This is a genomic window from Paenibacillus sp. 22594, from assembly GCF_052044425.1.
Lineage (GTDB): Bacteria > Bacillota > Bacilli > Paenibacillales > Paenibacillaceae > Paenibacillus_AQ.
Genome location: NZ_JBQENA010000014.1, coordinates 80518 through 103082, shown reverse-complemented (window position 1 = coordinate 103082; position 22565 = coordinate 80518). Strand labels below are relative to the sequence as shown.

Below are 22565 nucleotides of genomic sequence, written 5' to 3'. Positions count from 1 at the left end.
AACCTCCGCGTTCCACAGCGCAGCTGCGCATTGTGGAAACGGAGGTTTTTTTGACAGAGAGCATCTCTCTGGTACTAAGACCCGATACACAGGTCGATCATTTAAGGAGCCGTCTCCAGGAATTTTGCAGTCGGATTCTTTTCCATGGCCGTACGCATCGCGTATTCGTTCTCGAAGAGCACAACATAGTTGCCTTTCTTGTCCGTGACCAGCGTGGAGTTGATGCGGAACTTGCTTGCATCCGGCTTGTTCTCGTCCACAATCCAGCGCGCGAACTGATAGCTCATCCGCTGTAGCTGAACATCTACGCCATACTCGCCTTTCATGCGGTATTCGAACACCTCGAATTGCAGCTGTCCGACGACACCCAGCAGAATATCGTCGAAGTTGACCGTGCGGAACACCTGAATCATGCCCTCTTCTGTCAGCTGGTCGATCCCCTTCTGGAACTGCTTTGATTTGAGGGCATTTTTGATACTCACTTTGGAGAAAATCTCCGGCGAGAACGTCGGCAGCTCATCGAACTCGATATCTCCGGCTTGACTCAGTGTATCCCCAATACGGAAAATGCCGGGATCGAACAGCCCGATAATATCCCCCGGAAAAGCTTCCTCGACGATATCACGGTCCTGAGCCAGGAATTGCTGCGGCTGGGACAGCTTAATGTCCTTGCCTGCACGAACATGTTTCACGCTCATACCGCGCTCGAACTTGCCGGACACGATCCGCAGGAAGGCGATCCGGTCACGGTGGGCCGGGTTCATGTTCGCCTGGATTTTGAAGACATAGCCGGTGAATTTCTCATTCGTCGGCTCTATGGAGCCGACAGTACTGCGACGCGGCTCCGGTTTCGGTGCAAGCTCCAGGAAGTTGTCGAGAAAGGTCTGCACGCCAAAATTATTAATCGCACTGCCGAAGAATACCGGTGTCAGCTCACCGCGCAGTACTTTTTCATAGTCAAAAGCATCCCCTGCCACGTCAAGCAGCTCGAGATCCTGACACAGCTGGTCATGCAGGTAATCTCCGGCCATCTCGCGGATGATTGGGTCACGGTAACTTTCAACCTTTTGCACGTTGATTACAGAATGGTCGTCGCCCTGGAACAGCTCCACCTGATTCTTCATCCGGTCATATACGCCGCAGAGCTCACGCCCTCCGCCGATTGGCCAGTTCATCGGTACAGAGCGGATGCCCAGCACATTCTCCAGCTCTTCCATCAGCTCGAACGGACTTTGACCTTCACGGTCCAGTTTGTTAATGAACGTAAAAATCGGAATGCCCCGTTTGGCGCAGACCTGGAACAGCTTGATCGTCTGTGCTTCCACACCCTTGGCTACGTCAATCAACATGACTGCACTGTCCGCAGCCGTTAAAGTACGATAGGTGTCCTCACTGAAATCCTGGTGACCCGGGGTATCCAAAATATTCACCCGGTGATCCAGATAGTCAAATTGCATCACGGAGGAAGTTACAGAGATTCCGCGCTGTTTTTCAATTTCCATCCAGTCACTAGTCGCATGCTTGCTCGCTTTACGGGCCTTAACCGAACCCGCCAAACGGATCGCGCCGCCGAACAGCAGCAGCTTCTCCGTTAATGTTGTTTTCCCCGCATCCGGGTGGGAAATGATCGCAAACGTTCTGCGTTTGTCCACTTCCTTTTGCAGCTTCTGATCCGGTGCCATATAGTTTGCACGTATCCCTTCATATATAAATTCATGCTTCTGCTTCAATTACCGGGTGTCCATCAAATCGGTGTTCTGCTCATTGGTACAAACCCCTTTATCGGTGAATTTGCCGTTGTCACATACCGTTATTGTTACATTTCCTCTTCTGGTGAAAGCATCCTTCTCAGTATAACAAAATCCGGGGGAGATTATCTACATAATAAGCGGTTGAAGGCAAAGTTGTTGGTAAATTGTCGGGGGAATGATTATCTGTGCAAAGCGGTAACCACGCAAAAATCCCCCTGCAGCCATCAAAGGCAACTACAGGGGGAACCGCTTCATACCATAAATCATTTACGCGATGAACTAGCTGTTAGTCTGCCATACCACGTTGTCTTCATCCTGTCCGTTAACCGGCCACCAGTGGAAGCCTTCACGGGCCAGAAGCTGATCGGCTTCGACCGGACCCCAGGAGCCTGCCGGATAGGATGCCAGATCACCTGTGCCTTCCTTCCATGCCTTCGCAATGCGGTCCACGAAGGACCATGCTGACGATACTTCATCCCAGCGGGTAAAGTAGGTTGAATCGCCGCGCGCGGCATCATGCAGCAGACGCTCGTAAGCTTCAGGCGAGTTGATGCCGACCATGCAGCTCTGGCAGAAATCCATAGCAAGCGGCTGGATTTCCGATTCCGAGCCGGGCTTCTTGGCATTGATCTTCACGTAGATGCCTTCCATCGGATTAACGCGGATGACAAGGAGGTTCGGCTCCAGTTTATGCTTTTGACCCAAATAGACGTTGGTCGGCATACCCTTGAACTCCACCACCACTTCTGTGGTCTTAACAGGTAGGCGTTTACCCGTACGGATATAGAACGGTACACCCGCCCAGCGGAAATTGTCTACAAATACACGGGCCGCAAAATACGTCTCCGTATTCGACTCTGGATCTACCTTGTCTTCCTGGCGGTAAGCCGGAAGGGTTTTGCCTTTATAGAGGCCTTGTGTATACTGTCCGCGCACCACGTTCTCATGAACTTCCTCAGAGGAAGCGTAAGGCCGCAGCGAGCGCAGCACTTTAACCTTCTCATCACGGATATCTTCCGCCAGTAGACGGCTTGGCGGTTCCATCGCAATCATCGTCAGCAGTTGCAGAATATGATTCTGGCCCATATCACGCAGCGCTCCTGCATGGTCATAGTACCCGCCGCGTTCCTCTACCCCAACGGTTTCACCGAGTGTAATCTGAATGTTGGCAATATGCTTGTTGTTCCAGAGCGGCTCGAAGAAGGCATTAGCAAAACGGATCACTTCAATGTTCTGCACCATTTCCTTGCCCAGGTAATGGTCGATCCGGTAGATCTCTTCTTCCTTGAACACCTGGCGGATCTGCTCGTTCAGTTGTTCTGCGGATTCCAGATTATAGCCGAACGGCTTCTCGATCACTAGACGGTTCCAGCCCCGGGTCTGCAGCATACCGCCAGCCTTGAGGTTAAACGAGACACTGCCGAACAGTTCGGGAGCAAGGGCGAGATAGAACATCCGGTTCCCTGGAATATGGAACTTCTCTTCCAGTGCTTCGGTCTGCTCGTTCAGCTCACGGAATCCGTCAATATTGTTGATGTCCAGAGACTTGTATTCAAAATGCTGTACGAACTCATTCCATTCGTCTGCATCTCCCGCCTGGTAGCGGCAGAATTCATAAATGGATTCCTTCACATCTTCACGGAATTCCTCTTGGGTACGGGGACGCCGAGCCACGCCAATGACCGCGAAATCATGGGTCAGCTTGCCTTCACGGTACAAACTGTAAATCGCCGGGAAAAGCTTGCGGCGGGCTAGATCTCCGGTTGCCCCAAAGATAAAGAATACAGCACCGGGTGTATGCAGTGCATCAAGGGTTTGATTTTCAGCCATGGCTCCTCATCTCTCTGTATGTAATATAGTTGACAATCATTCTCAGCGCCGGATAGTTCATAAAATACATCTACGGCGTGATGTCATTTTATCATATCCGCGATAAGGATGCTATCACATTCCTGACAGTTTTTCTCGGGATTTCGCAAATTTCCATTACTCTTTCTTATCCGTTTATGCGCTCCCGCTTATAGGACGGTGCAGTCCGGCATTCACAAACATATTATACCCTCCTGCCAAAAGCTCCGCAAACGCAGGCCCGCATACGGAGTTTTTGGCCACCAGCCTTCAAATATAACAAAAAGCCGTCTACGGGGTATAATATCCGTGTAACGGCTTTTCCGGAAAATATAGTATAGCAAGGAGTTCGTGTGGAAATCACCTGCTCAATATTCAATAGTTATTAAAGGGAATCCGAGTGTCACCCGGTTGGTGTTGTTGTTGCCGTTCTTATGGACTGCCAGCTGTAGCGCAATGGAATGGCTTCCGCTGCTGACCGCGCGCTCAAGGCCCGGAACACTGTAGGAGCGGCTGTATGTAGTGTCGTCTTCGTAGCTCTCTTCTGGGTTCATTCCGGGGAGCTGTTCTTGGATCGATTGTTCTATTAAAAATAGTGCGGCTTCCGGCCCGCTCTGAGCCTTAGCGGTTCCTTGCAGCGAAGCATTCCACTCGGCAGCAATGCCCGCCTGATGCATCTGCTGTCCGGCCGCTTCTGCAGCGGCCGGAAGTTCCGGCGCATTCCGCAGATCCGCCGTCTCGAAGGTCACAATCACATAGCTGCGTCCGCCTCCCAGCTCGCTCCAGAACAGCGTGGCCTGTGCGCCGGCCAGAACGGCCGCCGCACGGGAGGTCATATGCCCGTCTTCGTCAGACCGGCTGACAGCTCCAAGCCCAAGCTTCGCCGCGAGGCTCTGTGCAGCCTCTGCGGTAGATACGCCGGATGTACCAGTACTGTATTCGCCTTGCCACTTCAAGACAAGCCGGAGCGGTGAATCCGGCAGAGTGGCTGTACCGCCAAGGCCTGCCATACGTTCGAGAGAATCAGCGAGACCGTCAGTACCTGTGTCCGCTATGGCTTTAGATGAAGTCTGGGTTGGAGTGAAGGACGGGGCAACTTGTGAGGGCGTATGTGCAGCTGCCGCGGGAGCAGATGGATGGGATAACGCGGTGTCTTCAGCCGATGTTGTCACCCCAGCTGAGCCCGCTTCTCCTACAGCACCTGCACTGCGGAATCCGGCCAGCAGTACAGCCGCCAAGCACAATCCGGTCATCAGCAGTGTCCCTTTGCCAGCACCTCTTCTTATCCCTTTGTTCCCCATTGTCAATCTCCCTCTCTATCCGGTCTAGTAATCTACTAAACAGGATATCCAAGAAGAGAGATTATATACCTGCGGTTATTCCGCAAGTCCGTTTTTATAAGCATAAATGGCTGCCTGGGTACGGTCCTCTACACCCAGCTTGGCCAGTATATTCGTCACATGGAATTTCACGGTCTTAATCCCAATAATGAGCTGGTCCGCGATATCCTGGTTGGATTTGCCCTGAGCCAGCAGCTTCAGTACTTCCATCTCGCGTTCGGTAAGCTCCTTGTAGGCAGGCGCATCGCCACCTTTCGCATTTGTGCGGAACCGGTTCATCATTTTGGAGGCGACCTGCGACTCCAGCACCGACTGGCCTCTTGCAGCAGCGCGGATAGCATCGGCCACTTCGCTGGCCCGCGAGGTTTTCAGCAAATAGCTGAATGCGCCCGCTTCAATCACCGGATACATTTTTTCATCATCCAGATAGCTGGTGAGCACAATCACTTTACAATCGGGGTACAGCTTAAGAAGCTGTCTCGTCGTTTCAATTCCGTCCATGCCGTCCATAACCAGGTCCATCAGGACCACATCAGGATTGTATTCCTGGGCTAGCCGTATGCCTTCTTCTCCACTTCCTGCCTCACCCACCACTTCGATCCCATCCTCGGTGCCGAGCACCGCAGCAAGTCCAATCCGGACCATTTCGTGATCGTCCACAAGCAGTACTTTAATCGCTTCCGCTTCCTCCATCTCCATGGCACCCTTGCCTCCTATTCATTAACTAATGGTACGGTAATCTCAATTCGCATACCTTTGCCCGGAGCGGTAATGAACTGGATCGAGCCTCCAGTCTCAATAATCCGCTCCTGCATGTTCGACAAACCGTAGGATGTCTGCTTGCTCTCATCCATCTCGAACCCGACCCCGTCGTCACGCAGCGTCAGGCGGACAGTGTCGCCCCGCCGATGCAGCCGGATCTCCATCTTCTCCGCCTTGGCGTGCCGCAGGGTGTTGGAAATGGCTTCCTGCACGATGCGGAACAAATGATTCTCAATGCCCTTCATCAGCTGTACATCCGGGTCCATCTCGAACACAATGTCGATCGGAACCTTGATCTCCAGCTCCTTGATCAGCTCCTGCAGCCCCTGCCGCAGCCCTTTGCCCTCCAGATAGACCGGGCGCAAATGCAGCAGTAGCGCCCGCATCTCAGACTGGGCGACGGCAGACATTTCCTCAATCAGCGCAATTTGCCGCTGCGCCTTGTCAAAGTCCTTTTCCAGCGTCCGCCCTACTGCTGTTGCCGTCATGGAGATCGCGAACAGCTGCTGCGACACGGCGTCATGCAATTCCCTGGCCAGCCGCTGCCGTTCTTCCATAATCGCTGTGACACGGGCCTGCTCGGCCAGCTTGGCGTTGTTCGTCGAGAGCCGCTGCAGTGTATTCACCTGGTTCTCCCATTTGCCGCTGATCCGGCTGAGCTGCTCGCTGAGCCGGCCCAGCTCATCACTGCCCAGATCCGGCATCGCCGGAGTCAGGTTCCCTTTCTCCCAGGCCACCAGTGTCGCCCGCAGGCGCTCCAGCTTCCGCTTGGTCCGGAATCCCTGGTAGAAACCAAAGACGATGCCGAACACTACCGGTAGCAGAATCAGCGATACCGCTGTCCTCACACCGATTTTCCAATCCTCAAACGGTTGCAGATATCCATATGTATACATGATGTACAGGAAAACGAGCAGCATGACCAAAGAGAAAAGAGCTCCCTCCCCCATGCTGCGCGTAACCATATTACTGCTTTTTTTGCCCATGCCGGGAAGCCCTCCTCCATGTTTCCGTGTCAGACCACTCAATCTGCCCGCACATCCAGGTCACCCATAATATAAGAAATATTAAACTTCACTTTCTGCTCACAGCTATCGTAGTTAGCTGACTTCCAATTCAGCCGGTTTAGCATGCCCGCGTCTCGGTGGCTGCCGAATTCAATGGAGCCGAACAGCACAAATGCCTCGATCTCCACGCCATAATCCTCGGACAGATGTATGTCCGTATCACCAAAGATCCCCTGGAACAGCATCACGGTCTCCCGGTCTTCTGCCATCGCCAGCGACAGGTCAATATCCGCCTCACCCAGCACATGCCAGGCGCTCAGGCTGCGCATAACCCATGGTGACAGATCCCAGTCAAATCTGGAGGAGAAGCTTTGCTTCTGCATAAACCCGCCCCTGCGCTGTATCCGTCTGGATTTGACAAAAAACATCCCCAGAGAGATCAGGCAAATCCCGAGCACCAGCAGCAGGTGATCCAGCAGCAGCAGTACTGCGCCAACCCCCAATAGCTTATAGCCTTGCTTGACTTTGCCCGACGTTGTCCGGTAAATCCCGAGCAGCAGGAACAGAAGCGCGACAATGGAAAAAAAGCCGAGCCATCTGCCAAATATCATCAAGCAGCCAATGCCGATCAGTCCTATGGCAATCATACGGTTCCGTTTATCCATTTCGCACCTCCTATAAGTTTTGCGAAGCAAAACTGACTTCGTAAGCATAAGCCTTAAGTTTTGCGAAGCAAAACTGACTTCGTAAGCATAACCCTTATGTTTCCCGCATCCCGCTACAAAAGCCATACCGGTATGGAAGATCCATACCGTATGGCTTTACCTTGATCAGCATATCATATCCGCCTATGGTTTAGGAACAGGCTTTATTCTTCTTTTTTATCCAAAGAAGGGGAAGATGGTGAGGTGTTCAGCTTGCTCTTCAATGCAGCGAGCTGTTCTTCCACTTTCAGCTGCTTTTCAGCATCAACCGGTTTGCTGTATGCTGTTGCCGAAGGGCTGTAAGGGGCACGCATGACATCAGCTTCCGCTTCAAGCTGCATGATTTTTTCTTCCATGCGGTGGAAGCCCAGGGACGCGCTGCCGCTCTCGATGGCATGAACACTGCTGATTTGCGACATTTGCTTCTTGGCCTTGGCCATTTGTGCACGGGATACCAGCTCATTGCGTTTGTTGCGCAGCTTGTAGAATTCGTCCTTCATATCATGGAGCTGCTGTACCAATTCCTTGGCTTGCACTTCCGCCTGAGCATGAAGCTCGCTGTATTCGGCTTGCTTCTGGTCGAAGTAGATTTTTTCTTCCAGCAGCTTGCGTGTAACTTCCTCCTGGCCATTCTTCAGTGCCAGTTCAGCCTGGGCTGCACGTTGTCCGGATACCTTCGCAGCTTCCTCTACACGCTGCTTCATGCGGCGCTCATTGGCCATCTGCTTCGCTACAGTTACCTCAGCTTCGTGAATTTCAGCCTCCATATCGCGCAGATATTGATTCAGCATTACGATTGGGTCCTCTACCTTATCCAGCAAGTCATTTACCGACGCCTTTGTCATATCCTTAATCCGTTGAAATACTCCCATAATTTACACTTCTCCCTTCTCGTATTTGGCAAGTTTTTGTTTGAGCTCTTCGACTTCTTTTTGCAGGGCCTTCTTCTCAATATCCTTCATCATGGCATCAATACCGGAGTCTTGTGCCGAATAGGCACCCGCTTTATCATAACCGGGGTTGTAGCCCGGCTGGCTGCCGTAAGGGCCGTATCCGCCCTGTCCGTGAGGACCATGAGGTCCTTGTGGTCCGCGTCCATGCTCAGGTCTTCCTGAGTAAGGGCCGCCATAAGGGCCACCTGGCGCGCCGGGTCCAGGTCCGAAAGGATTATACTGGGTCGGCTCTTTAGGGATAACAAGCGCTGCGACAAAATAAGCAAGAATGCTAGCTCCGCCGGTAAAAGGAATACTAACCACCAGCAGAATCCGGAACAGGGTGGAGTCGATGCCGAGCGTCTCGGACAATCCACCTGCCATCCCTGTCATCACCTTGTCACGGGTTGAACGATACAATCGGGTCATAGAACTACTCCTTTCCATCGTTGTTCAGTTTCTCCTTCAGGCGGGCCATTTCTCTTTCGAGTACAGTCGCCACGGTTTCTCCAGCCTGAATGGCGTATTCCTGGCCCATGCGGCGCAGATCGCGCAGACTCTTCGCTTCCAGCTCCCAATCGCTCATCCGGTCTTCCAGCCGGCCGAACATTTTGGGAACATCGCCGCCATTGCCATATGCCGTGGCTCTTTGATTCATGCGCTGCTGCAACCGCAGCGACTCCATCCGTGCTGCATAATACTGGCGTTTGCTGTATACCGTCTGATACTCCATTTTCAGCTCGTTCAGCTGGCCTTCAAGCTCAAAAAGTGATTGCTGGCTCTGCTCCAGCAGACCGCTGTACTGCTCCAGCTTTTCCTCGTGAATAATCTTTTCCTGAAGCGCCAGCTTAGCCAGGTTATCCTCACCAGCCTTGAGCGCCAGCAGCGCCTGCTCTTCACGTTTGTTCCTCATGGCCGTCGCCTGATTTACCTGCTGCTGCAGTTGCTTCGTATGGGCTGCATATTGCTGGTACAGCCTCTCGGCTTCGGCGATTTCCTCACGGGTTGAGTGTAGAAATTGATCGATCAGCTTCACCGGATCCTGGCTCTGTTCCAGTCGTTCATTCAAGTTAGCTACGGTAATATCCCTCATGCGGCGAAAAACACTCATGATTTTCGGCTCCCTCCCTGCTTCTTATTAAGTAACCTTGGAATGCTTAATATGTTCCGTTTCTTCTACCCTTCAGCACCGATATGCCCCAAACCACCAGCGCGATACCGAGCAGCGGTCCGATGATCCAGGAAAGCTTCGCGATCAGGGACATGATACCGATGAACAGCACCACCCAGCCGATAACTTTGCGTCCGCTTTTAATTCCGTAGTACCCGAGAACAACCAGCAATACCGGGAACAGAAGTCTGAACATTCCATGGATCAGCGGAAGGGCAATCCCCATCAGCATAATTGCTCCAAGTACGATCAGGACAATCGCAAGTCCGTTACCTTGTCTTCTTTGCATTTTTTCTCACCGCCTTTCGTTAACCTTGAACCTTATAGCCTTATTCTAGGGCAAACCGCAGACTTTCAAAACAGACCGTGGACGGTTTTGTGTACTGGACCTTAGTCGGGGAGGCTATGCGACTGCAGGATGCCTGGACGGGGCAGAGTACTCTCCGGCACCGCCAACTTCGGTTTGCGTAATCCTGCAGCGTTGTACATAATATGGAAGTAAACAGCCTGGAGCTTGAAATATTCCTTATCTGGTTACTGTTTATAAGCGGTACAGCAAAGGAGCATAACCCATGAAGACACTACTCATCGTTGAAGATGACCGAAGCCTGAACAAAGGGATCGCCTTAACCCTTGCCCAGAATGATTTCGCGATACAGCAAGCCTACGATATTGCCTCAGCGGAGCAAATCGTTTCTTCTATTAAGATAGATCTGATCATTCTGGACATTAATCTCCCTGACGGTAGCGGATTAGACTACTGTGAGAAAATCCGTAGAACCTCTCAGGTGCCGATTATCTTTTTGACCGCAAATGACCTGGAGCCGGATATCGTTACTGGGTTTGAGCTTGGAGGCGATGACTATATCACTAAGCCTTTCAGCCTGATGATCCTGCGGGCCAGAGTCATGGCCGTTCTCAAACGGGCTTCCTCCCGGGGCGGGGATAAATTCACACTCGGCCCCTTGAGCTTTGATTTTGGACGGCTGGAATTCCATAAGAATTCGGAACCCTTAACCCTTAGCAAAACCGAACTGAAGCTGCTGAAAATACTGGTCGCTAACCCCGGCATGATTCTAAACAGAGAACAGTTAATTGACAAGATCTGGTCGCAGGAGGCCGAGTTTGTGGATGAGAACGCACTCACGGTAGCCGTCAAACGGCTGCGCGCCAAGATCGAGGACGAGCCTTCGGCTCCGAAATACATTAAAACCGTCTATGGCCTGGGTTATATGTGGGCGGAGAGACCGAATCTATGACCAGCCGCAATGATGTACGGAGCTCCAAACGAGGGAACCTCATTTTTTCGGCAATCTTAGTGCTTCTGGTGCTGGGTTACGCCGGAAGGGTCATGTTTCTGGAAGGGGAGCAGCCGGCACTCACGGAACTGACGGTCCTCTTCGTGTCCTGTATGCTGATCCTGGGAGCCTTATGGAATTGGATGCTGCGGCGGCAGGTTACAGCCTTTATGAATTCTGTAGATGAAATGGTGGACCGGGCGATTCATGGACGCGAGAAGCTAACCCATTTTGACGAGACCAGCCTCTCTTCCCTGGAGCATAAATTGTTGCGCTACATCGAGATTAACCAAGCGAATGAGCAGAATCTGGAGAGCGAAAAGAACACCATCAAGGAACTCATCTCAGATATCTCCCATCAGACCAAGACCCCTCTCTCCAATATTCTGCTCTACAGTCAGCTGCTTGCCGAAATGCCGGAACTCGGTGGGGACACACGGCTTCTGCTAAACCAGATCGAATCGCAATCGGAAAAGCTTGAATGGCTGATCACCTCATTAATCAAATTATCCAGACTGGAAACGGGTATGATTACCCTGCACAGCGAGGTCACCCCTGTTATTGCGACGATTACCAGCGCTGTATCCCACATCTATACCCGTGCGGAAAATAAGGGGATCAGCATCCAGATTGCATGTGATCCGCTGACAAGAGCACGCCACGATCATAAGTGGACCAGCGAAGCACTGTTCAACCTGCTGGAGAATGCGGTGAAGTATTCGGAAGCAGGCGGCAGTATCCGGATTGCGGCCGAAGGCAATGAAATGTTTACTCGTATTGATATCTCTGATACAGGCATGGGGATTCCGGGGAATGAGCTTGAGCATATCTTCAAACGGTTCTACCGGGGACACAGCGCACGGGAATACGAAGGCATCGGAATCGGGCTCTATTTGACGCAGAAAATTATCAGCCTCCAGGGAGGTTTTATTACAGCGGCATCCGGGGTCGGCACAGGTACGAAGCTCTCGATCTTCCTCCCCCAGGTCTAATGGTGTCAATCCTGACAGATTTCAGACACTGCCCGGTTAGATTGGTCTGGTATCTTAAGGAATAACCCAAGATGATGGAGGAATGACTTACTCATGCCTATTTTGAGAATTGAGCATCTGAAGAAATATTATGGAAAAGATCCGCAGACCACTGTAAAAGCGCTGGATGATGTGTCGCTGTCTGTGGAGAAAGGTGAGTTTCTGGCCATTGTCGGCACCAGCGGGAGCGGAAAAAGCACGCTGCTGCATATGCTAGGCGGTCTCGACCGGGCTACGGCAGGCAAGGTTTTTGTGGACGGGAACGATATTTTTGCGATGAGCGACGAGAAATTGACGATTTTTAGACGCCGGTCGGTCGGATTCGTCTTTCAAAGCTACAACCTGGTACCGATCCTCAATGTACTCGAAAATATTCTGCTTCCTATAGAGCTCGACGGCGGCAGCATCGATCAGACCTATCTGGACGAAGTGATCCGGGCTTTGGGCCTGCAGGAGAAAATCCACAATCTGCCCTCGAATCTTTCCGGCGGCCAGCAGCAGCGGGTAGCTATTGCCAGAGCTTTGGCCACCAAGCCTTCGATCATTCTGGCGGACGAGCCTACAGGCAATCTCGACAGCAAAACCAGCCAGGAGGTGCTGATTCTGCTGAAGCAGATGAGTGAAAAATTCAATCAGACCATTGTCATGATTACCCATAACGAGTCTATCGCCCAGACCGCAGACCGGATTATCCGCATTGAAGACGGACGTATCGTTTCAGGCCATACTGCCTCCAGCGGAGCAAGTCCGCTATGATCAGCACAAACAACCGTAAAATTGTAACCCGACTCTCCCTGAAAAGCCTCAAAGCCAATCCGATGCGCAATTTGGCCGTGATCTGTGCTGTCATCCTGACGACCCTGCTCATCACCTCCATTTTCACCATGGTCCTGAGCATTAACAAATCCATGGAATTGACCCAGATGAAAACCGTTGGCTCCGATTTTCACGGAGGCTTCAAATATCTTACCCCGGCCCAGGTGGAGATCCTGAAGAAGCATCCCTCTATACGGGAATACGCCGTTTCCCTGAATGCAGGGGATCTGGAGGATGGGGTTTTCAAGGATAGCCCGGTTGAGGTTAAGCGGATCGACGAGGCTTACGCCAGGCACGGATTTATTAACTTTATCGAAGGCGGGTTGCCTGCCACTGAGAATGATGTTGTACTGAACACCTGGGTGATGGATAAGCTCGGCATCAAGCATGCGCTGGGCCAGCAGGTAACTCTGGATATTGATATCGGAGACCGCGTGATTCATCAGGTTTTTATCGTATCTGGATATTATGAGGCGGACAAAAATTTGTCGATCGCAGGACTGGCATTCGTCTCCGATGCTTGGGTGCAGAAAAACCTGTCCTCTATTGATCCGGTAAAATCAAAGGCCAGCGGTTCCTATGTGAACACCGAAGAGCTGAGCGTCATGTTCAACAATGCCGTGGATATCGAAAAAAAACTGAACAAAGTGCTCGCGGATACGAGTCTGAATGTGCCGATCGGGGTCAATTGGGCCTACACCGCTTCATCTCTCTCGGAAAATATCATCACTCTGGTCCCTTATCTGGCGGTCATCCTGATCATCATGCTGAGCGGATATTTGCTGATATATAATATCTTTTACATATCAGTTGTACGGGATGTCAAGTTTTACGGCCTGCTGAAGGCGATCGGAACTACGCCGAGGCAGCTCAAGAGAATCATTACGATCCAGTCCCAAGTGCTGTATCTGATCGGTCTGCCCTTTGGGCTCGCTTCCGGTTACGGGATTGGCCGGTTGTTGTCTCCGCTGCTGGGCACCTTTTCAGACGAACCCACCGAAACGGCTTATTCGTCCAGTCCGTGGATCTTTGTCGGGGCTGCCGTATTCGCCTACCTGACGGTATGGATCGCGGCAAGCAAACCGGGCCGGATGGCCGCGCGGATTGCCCCTGTAGAAGCTGTACGGTTCGCAGGCGTAAGCGCTAAGCGCAAGATGCACAAACGTTCGAAACGCGGGGCACAGCTGTACGCCATGGCTTTCGCCAACCTGTTCCGCAACAAAAAGAAGCTGTTCCTTATGCTGACTTCGCTCTCCTTAAGCATGATCTTGTTCAGCATTATTTTTACCGTAATCTCATCGCTGGATGTCAATAAGTACCTCAGCACATTTATAAACGGTGACGCCGTTATCCGCAACAGAGCTATCGTGCAGAGCGCGGGCGAGCGGCCCGGTGATCCCTATAAGCTTTCGGGGCCGTTTATAGGCGCATTAGAGAAAATTGACGGAGTTGAACACGTGGACAGTGTCTATTTCAAAGTTGAGAACTATACTATGGATGACACTATACTTGGAGCGCTGAAGCCTTTGGCAGAGACTGCTCCATCAGATCCGGCACTTGCAGCGGTTCTTAAGAATAACTTCATTCAGCTCAATCTCTACGGCATGGATGCCGGCTGGTATGACCTGGTGCAGAAGGATGTCCTTGAAGGCAGCTTTGATCCGCAGAAATTCGCCTCCGGAAACTATGTGCTGGTGACCGAAGCCATCATGGGTGAGGATACTTATAAGTCTTATTACCATCCCGGTGACCAGGTGAAGTATGAGGGGCTGGGCAAAAGCTATGAAGTCATGGCTGTTCTACATAATGATGCTCTTTATGCCGCAACTACCCAATCCTTCACAGCCTGTGGCTATAATGCTTTTTTTCCTTCCTCAGAATTGACCAGGGAGCTGCCTGCGGGAAGCGATCCGCCTATGGCTCTGTCGGCAACGCTCCACATCGACCCGGCCAAGCTCGACAGTGCTATGCAGACCGCCAAATCTCTTGCAGCATCAAGCGATGAACTGGCCTACAAATCAAGAGAGGACTATCGGCAGGAGCTTGGCGGGTTTATCCGTGTTTTCCAGACGGTCGGCTACGGCCTCAGCTTCGTCATTGCTCTGATTGGCGTCCTTAATTATATCAACACGGTAATTACCGGAGTCATTGCGCGAAAGAATGAATTCGCTCTGCTGGAGAGCATCGGCATGACCAAGCGGCAACTGAAAAAGATTCTGGTATATGAAGGGCTGTTCAATGTCCTATTAACCGTGTCGGTCACCTCGTCCTTAGGCGTATTTCTGACTTACCGGATTTCCAAGAACATTGCGGACAACATGGCCTTTACCGTATTCCATATGGGCTGGCTGCCCTTTATTCTGGTCGTTCCGGTCCTGGCTGCGATTGCGTATACCGTTACCTTATCCTCCTATAGAATGCTGAGCAAGGCTACGGTTGTGGAACGACTGCGGCAAACGGCTTAGCAAGTAGCTTTTTTTGAGCAAAACGGCTTCAGTATTCTCAAGACGAGGTAGTGTTCTTTTATAAACAAACGACATTCGTCCATATGGACTCTGCTTTTCTCCATAGATTTAGGTGCAGAACAGACTTATACTGAGGCTGACTCTCCACTGTCCGCGTGCAGTAATGGCGGCTTATGACGGACAGTGGGCATGCTTACATTATGATCCGTATATCATGCGTCCCTGCATCCGCCACTCTAAATCTGCAGACATCCCAGGAGGTTGTTACCTTGTCCATCATTTACGATGCCGAGCATCAAATCTTTCATCTGCAAACTGCAAATACCAGCTATGTATTCGGCCTTGTCCGCGGCGCCTATCCCGTGCATCTGCACTGGGGCCGAAAAATCCGTGGCACCGCTATTTCCGATCTGTATGGTCCTGGAGCCATGGGCTTCAGCAGCACGGTCGATCCCAAAGAGCCAGCTTTCTCACTGGACACGCTTCCCCAGGAATATCCCGGGTATGGCTCGGGGGACTTCAGGGAGCCTGCATATGAGGCTCAGTTGCTGAACGGAACCACTGTAACGGAGCTTACCTATGTATCCCATAGCATTCTCAAGGGTAAACCTGCACTGGAGGGGTTGCCAGCCGTATATGCCGAAAGCAGCGATGAAGCCGAAACGCTGCAGCTTGTGCTCGAGGATACCGCAGCAGGCGTACGTGCCGTGCTGTCCTATAGCATACTGAAGGGCTTCGACGCTATTATCCGCTCTGCACAGCTAACAAATACCGGCAGCGGACCGCTGCAGCTGAACCGCGCCTTATCGGTAGCGCTCGATTTCCCGCATGACAATTACGAGCTGATCCAGCTGTCCGGGTCCTGGGCCCGCGAACGCCATCTTGTTCGCGCTCCTCTGCACAATGGACGGCAAGGCATTGACAGCAAACGCGGCGCCAGCAGCCATCAGCAGAATCCGTTCCTGGCCCTGCTGTCCCCGCAGACTGTGGAGGACAGCGGAGAGGCTTACGGCTTCAGCCTGGTCTACAGCGGCAGCTTCAGCGCGAATGCCGATGTGGATCAATATGGAACTACACGCGTAACGATGGGCATCAATCCGTTTGGTTTCCGCTGGCTGCTTGCGCCTGGCGAGAGCTTCCAGACACCCGAAGCGGTGCTCGTCTATTCCGACCAGGGCATCGGCGGTATGTCCCGGACCTACCACAAGCTATACCGGACCCGCCTGGCGCGGGGATTATACCGCGACGAGCCCCGTCCAGTGCTGATTAACAATTGGGAAGCTACTTATTTTGACTTCGATGCCGACAAAATCGAAGATATCGCCCGTGCCGGCAAAGCGCTGGGCATCGAGCTGTTCGTGCTTGATGACGGCTGGTTCGGCCGCCGCGATGACGACACTACATCACTGGGTGACTGGTTCGTGGATACCCGCAAGCTGCCGCAGGGTCTGCCCGATCTGGTGGAACGGGTCCGGCGGCTCGGGATGCAGTTCGGCCTCTGGTTTGAGCCGGAGATGGTATCGCCGGACAGCGATCTGTACCGTGCCCACCCGGACTGGTGCCTGCATGTACAAGACCGCAGACGCAGTCAGGCCCGAAATCAGCTGATTCTGGATCTGTCGCGCCAGGAGGTATGCGATTATATTGTCGATTCGGTCAGCACTGTGCTGGCATCAGCCCCAATCACCTATGTCAAATGGGATATGAACCGGCATATGACTGAGATCGGCTCCGCTGCCTTACCGCCTGAGCGCCAGGGAGAAACAGCCCACCGCTATATGCTGGGACTGTACCGGGTGATGGAGGAAATCACCTCCAAATTCCCGCATGTGCTGTTCGAAAGCTGCTCCGGCGGCGGCGGCAGATTTGATCCCGGCATTCTTCATTACATGCCGCAGACCTGGACCAGCGATGACACTGATGCCGTGGAACGTCTCAAAATCCAGTACGGTACCAGCATCGTCTACCCGGCAAGCAGCATGGGCTCCCATATCTCGGCAGTTCCGAACCATCAGGTGCACCGCAACACCTCGCTTACGATGCGCGGCGACGTGGCGATGTCCGGTAACTTCGGCTATGAGCTGGACCTGACCCGCTTCACACCCGAGGAACAGGCGGAAGCGGCTGCCCAGGTGGCCTTTTATAAGGAAATCCGTTCCCTAGTGCAGCAAGGCGACATGTACCGGCTCCTATCGCCGTTTGAAGGCAATGAAACGGCCTGGATGTTCGTAAATGAAGACCGAACCGAAGCACTGGCGGGCTACTTCCGCGTTCTGGCCAGTCCGAATACGAACCGCCCGCGTCTCCGCCTTCAGGGGCTGGACCCGGAGAAGGACTATTTATTGAAGGAGACTGGCGACGTATATGGCGGTGACCGGCTGATGTATGCCGGACTGCTCCTGCCAGAACTGCACGGCGACTTCCAGAGCAAGCTGTTCCACTTTGTGGCTGTGGAAAAATAGCAGGTACAGAAAAGTATATTATGGGGTGAAACCCAAGTTTAACCGGCTATGCCGTCCTTATCGGGGCAGCATAGCCGGTTTTGGGTTGGGCTGTTAGACGATGCGGAGGCGATATCGCGCACCCCCGGCACTGCAGCAGACAACGGTCATTTGGCAAACGCCCGGGAGCCCCATTCGCTGAGTATCCCCTCGCTGATAAATGGCGCCAAGGGCAGCAGCGCTTTTGCGCCTTCTTTGGCGAGGATCTCCTTGGCGAGTTCATCCAGCATCTCCTCGCTGATAAACGGAGCGAGCGGCGGCAGCGCTTTTGATCCCTCTTTTGCCAGAATCACCTTCGCGAGTTCATCCAGCGTCTCCTCGCTGATAAACGGAGCCAGTTGCGGCAGCACTCCTGCGCCTTCTTTTTCAAAAGCCTGTTTCGCACATTCATCTAGTAATTCCTCACTGAGAAAAGGAGCAAGTGCGAGGAGATCGCTGAAAGCCGCACTCTCTTTTACATGTTCAAAAGCCTCACCGATCTGCTCCATTTGAAGTAACGGCGCAATCGCTGAAAGCTCTTCGGCGGATACGTTATTCTGCTCGAAATAATCCTCCGTTGTGTTGTCCAGCACACTCCCGATGAACCGGGTTCCCTTCCCTTCACCCAGAATCTCGTCGATGCCGACATTGAAGATTTCCGCCAGCTCCGGGAGCTTGGAGATATCAGGCATGCTTGTGCCTCTCTCCCAATTACTGACCGCCTGATAACTGATCCCCAGCTTATCCGCGAGCCCCATTTGCGTAAGTCCTGCGGCCCCTCTTAATCTAACAATATTCCTGCCTGTCTTTAGCATATCGAACAATGCTACCACCCCTTCGGCTGTGATGTCCTCAGTGTAGCGACTGCTGCTGATTTTGTATATCAAGCGCTGCTTGAGTTCCTGTCTTTTGCGGCCTGCCGCGGAATAGGGTCACCAAAACTACGGCAGCGATAATGATAACGGCAGCAGCCAACGTGTTCACGGTAAGCTGTTCACCCACCATAGCCCAGCCCAAGATAACAGCGACTACCGGGTTGACAAAGGCGTAGGTCGAAGCCAGGGACGCGTCGGCATTTTTTAGCAGCCAGATGTAGGCTGTGTAGCCGATAATCGAGCCAAACACAACCAGATAACCAAGGGCCGCATAAGAACGAAGCGAGATTGACGAGACTTCCAGCTTGGACCAGTCGCCGGTAAAATAGGAAAATGTGATCAGGAGCATGCCCCCTGTCAGCATCTGCGCCGCCGTCGACATCAGCGGAGAATCCGGCATCCGGGCGCTCCGTGAATACATGGAGCCTGACGCCCAGCTAAGAGAAGCTACGAGCAAAGTAATGATGCCCGTCAGATCAGTAGCGGTGCCCGTATCCCTCTGCCCCGGCTGGAATACCAGTACGGCGATGCCCAGCAGTCCGAGCACAATCCCGGCGATGACGCCAGTGTTAGGACGTTTGCCGCTGCGGCCAAACCACCCGAACAGCATCATCCAGACAGGAACAGCAGCAACGATCAGTGAAGCAATGGATGAAGAGACTCTTTGCTCCGACCACGCCACCAGTCCATTGCCTCCAAGCAGCAGCAGTGCGCCAACGATGGCCGAAGACCTCCACTCGCGTCCCGCCGGATGTTTGGCCCCGCTTAATCTGGAGATTACATATAGCACAGCTCCGGCTGTAAAGAAACGTATTCCCGCCATCAGAAAAGGTGGCATTGTCTCAATCGCAACCTTCATCCCGACATAAGTGCCTCCCCAAAATAAATAAACAGACAACAACGCGATGCCGATCATATACCCCGAATTCACACCAGGTTTCTGCTTCACGCTCCACCTTCCTCTCTAAATTTTTATTAATTCCGGTTCAGACATGGTATGATTTACCTGAAATGAGAAGCGAAGGGGTGGAGTTTTAGATGAATGCAATTGATTTAATAATTTTAAATTTTGAAGAAGTTAGACGTAGAAGTATAAAAATATGGAAAGCTATACCCGAAGAAATGTTAAATTGGAAACCCGATGAAGGTGCTCTTACTTGTGCTGAAATGATTAGACATTTATTACAGGGTGAGTTTCTTTTTCATCAAGTCCTTATAGGAAGAGGTGGTAGCGTATTAACTAATTTGTTTAATCCCTTTGAAGCAAAAGAATTCCAATCCGTAGATGATGAACTTGAATTTGCACAGCCGTATCGTGAGAAATTCATTAAATATATTAAAACAATTCATATAAACGATTTGGAAAATATAGAAATAGACCTTTTAAATGAAGGTGGTTATATTAGACCGCTTGGGGATATGTTATTACGAATTGCTTACCACGAATCTGTTCATACTGGTCAGTTGTTAAATTATATGAGAATAATGGGAATTGGCCGCCCTAAAATATGGGATTAATAGTCCCACTCTCCCCTACTCTTTGCCGGGAAGCCCGCCGAACACCGTTCCTTCCTCCAGCCCCGACACAAACCGCTGCAGCCAGTCATAATACCCTACTGCATGCCGTAGCTTGTCCAAATCCCGCAGGCAAGCCTCCCGCTCTTCTTCGGGAGTGTCTGCTGCATCAATCAGCGCCTGGAGCTCAGGCATCGCTGTACCCATCGCCTGCTGCATCACATCGATCTCCCGCTGAAGCTTCAGGGTAAAGAAGTTTTTGAACGCCTGAAAGAAATCCATCTCTGCGGCATACAGATCCTTCCGCTCCCGTTTCTCGTCCAGCTTGGTCACCATCCGGGAAGCGATCAGGGAGCGGACACCGTAGCTCATATTACTTTTGCTCATATTCATGACCTGCTTCATTTCCTCCAGCGTCATTGGCTTGTCCTCAAAGAACATAATCCCGTAGAGCTGCCCGAAAGAATAATTCGCTCCATACAAATCCATCGTTTGAGCTATTGCATCAATCACCCCGCGCAACAACTGCTCCCGTGGGGATAAATGCGGGTTGTCCTCGCCAAATGCGGCCTGTTTCATCTCGCTGCACCTTCACTCTAATTAGAATTGTTCTCTCTACATTACACAAAACTGAAGCTTCACGGCAGGTTTTTTGCAAATTTTACACAATTTCCGAACGATCTTTACTTCCGCTTGACCACAAGCTGCGCTTCTGAGTGTACAATTTTTTTTGAACAGAGGAGCTTTCCTCTGCATTATACCGCAAAACATAAGTGATGGAATGGGGTATTGGAACGAAAATGACACGCTCAAAGGTTATTAGCGGTTTGAAGCCCGTGCTGTTCACGCTGCCGGCGATGGTACCCTTCGTTCTGTTCTGGCTGGCACCGCTACTGTATGTGCTGTATCTCAGCTTCACGGAATGGGATTTTATGAGCCCGGAGAAAACCTTTGTCGGACTGCAAAATTACCTAGATCTCTTTAGCAACCCGGCCTTTTACAAAGCGCTGAGAGTTACCGTGCTATTCTGTGCAGGCAGTGTGCTGCCAATCATCCTGCTGGGGCTGGGACTTGCACTGCTGATGAACCGCAAGCTGAAGGGCTCCTCGCTCTATCAGGTGCTGCTGTTCTCCCCATGGGTCACGCCGACCGTTGCTGTATCTATTGTCTGGTCGTGGATTTATGAACCTGAGGTCGGGCTTGCCAATACGGTGCTTGATTTCCTCGGACTAGAACAAATAGGCTGGCTGCAGGACCCCAAATGGGCGCTTATTGGCGTGCTGCTTGTAACCACCTGGAAATCGGTAGGCTGGGCGATGATTTTTTATCTGGTGGCGCTACGAAATGTGCCTTCAGACCTGCTCGAAGCCGGGGAGCTTGATGGCGCAAGCGCGGCGCAAAAGTTCTTTCGCATCACGCTGCCGCTGATCTCCCCAACCACCCTGTTTCTGTTCGTGGTGCAGCTTGTCCAGGCGCTTCAGGCCTACGATCAGATCAATGTGCTGACCCAGGGCGGCCCTTCCGGCTCCACCCGCACGCTGCTGTATCTGTATTATCAGTCCGCCTTCGAATCCTTCCAGATCGGTGAGGCTTCCTCTGTAGCTGTCGTTCTTGTCGTCATCTGCATGCTGCTGTCTGTATTTTCTTTTGGCGTCAGTAAGCGGACTACGCATTATCAATAATCCAAATGTACCTGAAAAGGAGGTCTCACCGCTTGCGTATGCTCACACGGCTAGGCGGACCGGTCCGCCATCTTTTTTTTGCCGCGCTTGCCTTGCTGATGGCTTTCCCGTTCTACTGGATGGTTACCAGCGCACTGAAAACAAATGACGAAATCTGGCGTTCCCCGCCTACGCTCTGGCCTGAAGTGCCGCTCTGGGGTAATTTTTCTGCAGCCTGGAATGAGGCACCGTTTGCAAGGTACATGGGCAACAGCATTGTTGTCGCCACTTCCATCGTCATTCTGCAAATCATCAATTCCGGTATGATGGCTTACGCGCTGACGCATATGAAATTCCGCCTAAAGGGGCTTTTTGCCGGCATAATTCTGTTTGGATATATGGTGCCGGCTACAGCAGTGTACCTGCCCGGTTATCTCGTGCTGTCCGAGCTGCATCTGCTGAATTCGTATGCCGGTCTGATTCTCTCCAACTGTGTAAGTATATTCTCGATTTTTCTTATAAGACAGGCTTTCCTTCAGGTATCCCATGAGCTGGTGGAGGCTGGTGAAGTGGATGGCGCCTCGCATATGCGGATTCTGTGGACGGTGCTTGTGCCGGTTACGAGATCTTCCTTTGCCGTGCTGGCACTGATTACCTTCATTGAACAATACAACAATTATTTCTGGCCCATGCTGATTACCAAAGACCCTGACCTCCAGTTGGTCTCGGCCGGTCTGCGCAGCTTTTTCGTGGAAGGGGGTGCATACGGATTACAATGGCCTCTGATCATGGCCGCCAGCGCCTTCACCATCGCCCCGCTGCTGCTTGTCTTCCTGCTGGCGCAAAAAACGATTATGCAAAGTGTCAATATGACCGCAGGCGCAAGTAAAGGCTGAAATCTTACATTTC

General features: G+C 52.0%; 21 protein-coding genes. 8 read left to right on the top strand and 13 right to left on the bottom strand.

Features of this window, described 5'->3' with window-relative positions:
• Positions 1–101: 101 nt before the first annotated feature.
• From ACTJKB_RS28650 to ACTJKB_RS28605, 10 genes are all read right to left on the bottom strand, one after another.
• Positions 102–1682: a peptide chain release factor 3 gene (locus ACTJKB_RS28650; protein ID WP_074083864.1), complete on the bottom strand. Its 1581-nt coding sequence runs from the start codon at positions 1680–1682 to the stop codon at positions 102–104.
• A 348-nt stretch (positions 1683–2030) separates the two neighbouring features.
• Positions 2031–3581 carry a glucose-6-phosphate dehydrogenase gene (gene zwf, locus ACTJKB_RS28645; protein WP_440837692.1) on the bottom strand — a complete coding sequence of 517 codons (1551 nt, stop codon included), beginning with the start codon at positions 3579–3581 and terminating at the stop codon, positions 2031–2033.
• A gap of 386 nt (positions 3582–3967) precedes the next feature.
• On the bottom strand, positions 3968–4900 hold the full coding sequence (locus ACTJKB_RS28640; RefSeq protein WP_440837691.1) for a YwmB family TATA-box binding protein: 933 nt from the start codon (positions 4898–4900) through the stop codon (positions 3968–3970).
• 75 nt (positions 4901–4975) lie between these two features.
• Positions 4976–5632: a response regulator gene (locus tag ACTJKB_RS28635; RefSeq protein ID WP_440837712.1), complete on the bottom strand. Its 657-nt coding sequence runs from the start codon at positions 5630–5632 to the stop codon at positions 4976–4978.
• Positions 5633–5652: 20 nt separating this feature from the next.
• Entirely contained in the window at positions 5653–6687 is a 1035-nt protein-coding gene (locus ACTJKB_RS28630) for a histidine kinase (protein ID WP_440837690.1), read from the bottom strand.
• 38 nt (positions 6688–6725) lie between these two features.
• Complete coding sequence (gene liaF / locus ACTJKB_RS28625; protein ID WP_440837689.1) at positions 6726–7373, bottom strand: cell wall-active antibiotics response protein LiaF; 648 nt, start codon at positions 7371–7373, stop codon at positions 6726–6728.
• Between the two features lie 203 nt (positions 7374–7576).
• The gene (locus ACTJKB_RS28620) at positions 7577–8284 is read right to left on the bottom strand and encodes a PspA/IM30 family protein (protein ID WP_074106958.1); all 708 of its coding nucleotides are present in this window, start codon (positions 8282–8284) and stop codon (positions 7577–7579) included.
• A 3-nt stretch (positions 8285–8287) separates the two neighbouring features.
• Positions 8288–8773, bottom strand: coding sequence for a PspC domain-containing protein (locus tag ACTJKB_RS28615; protein ID WP_440837688.1), 486 nt, complete (start codon positions 8771–8773; stop codon positions 8288–8290).
• A 4-nt stretch (positions 8774–8777) separates the two neighbouring features.
• The gene (locus tag ACTJKB_RS28610) at positions 8778–9455 is read right to left on the bottom strand and encodes a PspA/IM30 family protein (protein WP_074083751.1); all 678 of its coding nucleotides are present in this window, start codon (positions 9453–9455) and stop codon (positions 8778–8780) included.
• 46 nt (positions 9456–9501) lie between these two features.
• Positions 9502–9804 carry a hypothetical protein gene (locus ACTJKB_RS28605; RefSeq protein WP_440837687.1) on the bottom strand — a complete coding sequence of 101 codons (303 nt, stop codon included), beginning with the start codon at positions 9802–9804 and terminating at the stop codon, positions 9502–9504.
• Between the two features lie 283 nt (positions 9805–10087).
• Between ACTJKB_RS28605 and ACTJKB_RS28600 the strand changes: the two genes are divergently transcribed.
• The 5 genes from ACTJKB_RS28600 (at position 10088) to ACTJKB_RS28580 (ending at position 17587) form a co-directional block, all read left to right on the top strand.
• On the top strand, positions 10088–10774 hold the full coding sequence (locus tag ACTJKB_RS28600; protein ID WP_440837686.1) for a response regulator transcription factor: 687 nt from the start codon (positions 10088–10090) through the stop codon (positions 10772–10774).
• Positions 10771–11805, top strand: a complete 1035-nt coding sequence (locus tag ACTJKB_RS28595; RefSeq protein ID WP_440837685.1) for a sensor histidine kinase — start codon at positions 10771–10773, stop codon at positions 11803–11805. The genes ACTJKB_RS28600 and ACTJKB_RS28595 overlap by 4 nt, the downstream gene beginning before the upstream one ends.
• A gap of 93 nt (positions 11806–11898) precedes the next feature.
• Positions 11899–12600: an ABC transporter ATP-binding protein gene (locus ACTJKB_RS28590; RefSeq protein ID WP_440837684.1), complete on the top strand. Its 702-nt coding sequence runs from the start codon at positions 11899–11901 to the stop codon at positions 12598–12600.
• Positions 12597–15125, top strand: a complete 2529-nt coding sequence (locus ACTJKB_RS28585; protein WP_440837683.1) for an ABC transporter permease — start codon at positions 12597–12599, stop codon at positions 15123–15125. The genes ACTJKB_RS28590 and ACTJKB_RS28585 overlap by 4 nt, the downstream gene beginning before the upstream one ends.
• Before the next feature lie 269 nt (positions 15126–15394).
• Positions 15395–17587, top strand: coding sequence for an alpha-galactosidase (locus ACTJKB_RS28580; protein ID WP_440837682.1), 2193 nt, complete (start codon positions 15395–15397; stop codon positions 17585–17587).
• A gap of 146 nt (positions 17588–17733) precedes the next feature.
• On the opposite strand, the gene ACTJKB_RS28575 is transcribed toward ACTJKB_RS28580, so the two are convergent.
• Together ACTJKB_RS28575 and ACTJKB_RS28570 are read right to left on the bottom strand one after the other, a co-directional pair.
• The gene (locus ACTJKB_RS28575) at positions 17734–18420 is read right to left on the bottom strand and encodes a helix-turn-helix domain-containing protein (RefSeq protein ID WP_440837711.1); all 687 of its coding nucleotides are present in this window, start codon (positions 18418–18420) and stop codon (positions 17734–17736) included.
• Positions 18421–18457: 37 nt separating this feature from the next.
• Positions 18458–19429, bottom strand: a complete 972-nt coding sequence (locus tag ACTJKB_RS28570; RefSeq protein ID WP_440837681.1) for an EamA family transporter — start codon at positions 19427–19429, stop codon at positions 18458–18460.
• Between the two features lie 89 nt (positions 19430–19518).
• Here ACTJKB_RS28570 and ACTJKB_RS28565 point away from each other — a divergent pair, with 89 nt between their 5' ends.
• Positions 19519–19998, top strand: coding sequence for a DinB family protein (locus ACTJKB_RS28565; RefSeq protein ID WP_440837680.1), 480 nt, complete (start codon positions 19519–19521; stop codon positions 19996–19998).
• A 15-nt stretch (positions 19999–20013) separates the two neighbouring features.
• Here the strand turns inward: ACTJKB_RS28565 and ACTJKB_RS28560 are convergent, their stop codons facing one another.
• The gene (locus ACTJKB_RS28560; RefSeq protein ID WP_440837679.1) at positions 20014–20574 is read right to left on the bottom strand and encodes a GbsR/MarR family transcriptional regulator; all 561 of its coding nucleotides are present in this window, start codon (positions 20572–20574) and stop codon (positions 20014–20016) included.
• Between the two features lie 197 nt (positions 20575–20771).
• On the opposite strand from ACTJKB_RS28560, the gene ACTJKB_RS28555 reads away from it, so the two are divergent.
• Positions 20772–21677: a carbohydrate ABC transporter permease gene (locus tag ACTJKB_RS28555; protein WP_440837678.1), complete on the top strand. Its 906-nt coding sequence runs from the start codon at positions 20772–20774 to the stop codon at positions 21675–21677.
• Between the two features lie 38 nt (positions 21678–21715).
• Positions 21716–22552 carry a carbohydrate ABC transporter permease gene (locus tag ACTJKB_RS28550; protein ID WP_440837710.1) on the top strand — a complete coding sequence of 279 codons (837 nt, stop codon included), beginning with the start codon at positions 21716–21718 and terminating at the stop codon, positions 22550–22552.
• The last annotated feature ends 13 nt before the right edge of the window (positions 22553–22565 follow it).

What these genes read in the sequence shown, in the direction of transcription:
- ACTJKB_RS28610 (WP_074083751.1), bottom strand. Translation starts at nt 9,455, where the DNA reads ATGAGTGTTTTTCGCCGCATGAGGGATATTACCGTAGCTAACTTGAAT.
- zwf (WP_440837692.1), bottom strand. Translation starts at nt 3,581, where the DNA reads ATGGCTGAAAATCAAACCCTTGATGCACTGCATACACCCGGTGCTGTA.
- ACTJKB_RS28600 (WP_440837686.1), top strand. Translation starts at nt 10,088, where the DNA reads ATGAAGACACTACTCATCGTTGAAGATGACCGAAGCCTGAACAAAGGG.
- ACTJKB_RS28615 (WP_440837688.1), bottom strand. Translation starts at nt 8,773, where the DNA reads ATGACCCGATTGTATCGTTCAACCCGTGACAAGGTGATGACAGGGATG.
- ACTJKB_RS28640 (WP_440837691.1), bottom strand. Translation starts at nt 4,900, where the DNA reads ATGGGGAACAAAGGGATAAGAAGAGGTGCTGGCAAAGGGACACTGCTG.
- ACTJKB_RS28595 (WP_440837685.1), top strand. Translation starts at nt 10,771, where the DNA reads ATGACCAGCCGCAATGATGTACGGAGCTCCAAACGAGGGAACCTCATT.
- ACTJKB_RS28590 (WP_440837684.1), top strand. Translation starts at nt 11,899, where the DNA reads ATGCCTATTTTGAGAATTGAGCATCTGAAGAAATATTATGGAAAAGAT.
- ACTJKB_RS28605 (WP_440837687.1), bottom strand. Translation starts at nt 9,804, where the DNA reads ATGCAAAGAAGACAAGGTAACGGACTTGCGATTGTCCTGATCGTACTT.
- ACTJKB_RS28575 (WP_440837711.1), bottom strand. Translation starts at nt 18,420, where the DNA reads ATGCTAAAGACAGGCAGGAATATTGTTAGATTAAGAGGGGCCGCAGGA.
- ACTJKB_RS28560 (WP_440837679.1), bottom strand. Translation starts at nt 20,574, where the DNA reads ATGAAACAGGCCGCATTTGGCGAGGACAACCCGCATTTATCCCCACGG.
- ACTJKB_RS28550 (WP_440837710.1), top strand. Translation starts at nt 21,716, where the DNA reads ATGCTCACACGGCTAGGCGGACCGGTCCGCCATCTTTTTTTTGCCGCG.
- ACTJKB_RS28565 (WP_440837680.1), top strand. Translation starts at nt 19,519, where the DNA reads ATGAATGCAATTGATTTAATAATTTTAAATTTTGAAGAAGTTAGACGT.
- ACTJKB_RS28585 (WP_440837683.1), top strand. Translation starts at nt 12,597, where the DNA reads ATGATCAGCACAAACAACCGTAAAATTGTAACCCGACTCTCCCTGAAA.
- ACTJKB_RS28555 (WP_440837678.1), top strand. Translation starts at nt 20,772, where the DNA reads ATGGAATGGGGTATTGGAACGAAAATGACACGCTCAAAGGTTATTAGC.
- ACTJKB_RS28650 (WP_074083864.1), bottom strand. Translation starts at nt 1,682, where the DNA reads ATGGCACCGGATCAGAAGCTGCAAAAGGAAGTGGACAAACGCAGAACG.
- ACTJKB_RS28620 (WP_074106958.1), bottom strand. Translation starts at nt 8,284, where the DNA reads ATGGGAGTATTTCAACGGATTAAGGATATGACAAAGGCGTCGGTAAAT.
- liaF (WP_440837689.1), bottom strand. Translation starts at nt 7,373, where the DNA reads ATGGATAAACGGAACCGTATGATTGCCATAGGACTGATCGGCATTGGC.
- ACTJKB_RS28630 (WP_440837690.1), bottom strand. Translation starts at nt 6,687, where the DNA reads ATGGGCAAAAAAAGCAGTAATATGGTTACGCGCAGCATGGGGGAGGGA.
- ACTJKB_RS28635 (WP_440837712.1), bottom strand. Translation starts at nt 5,632, where the DNA reads ATGGAGGAAGCGGAAGCGATTAAAGTACTGCTTGTGGACGATCACGAA.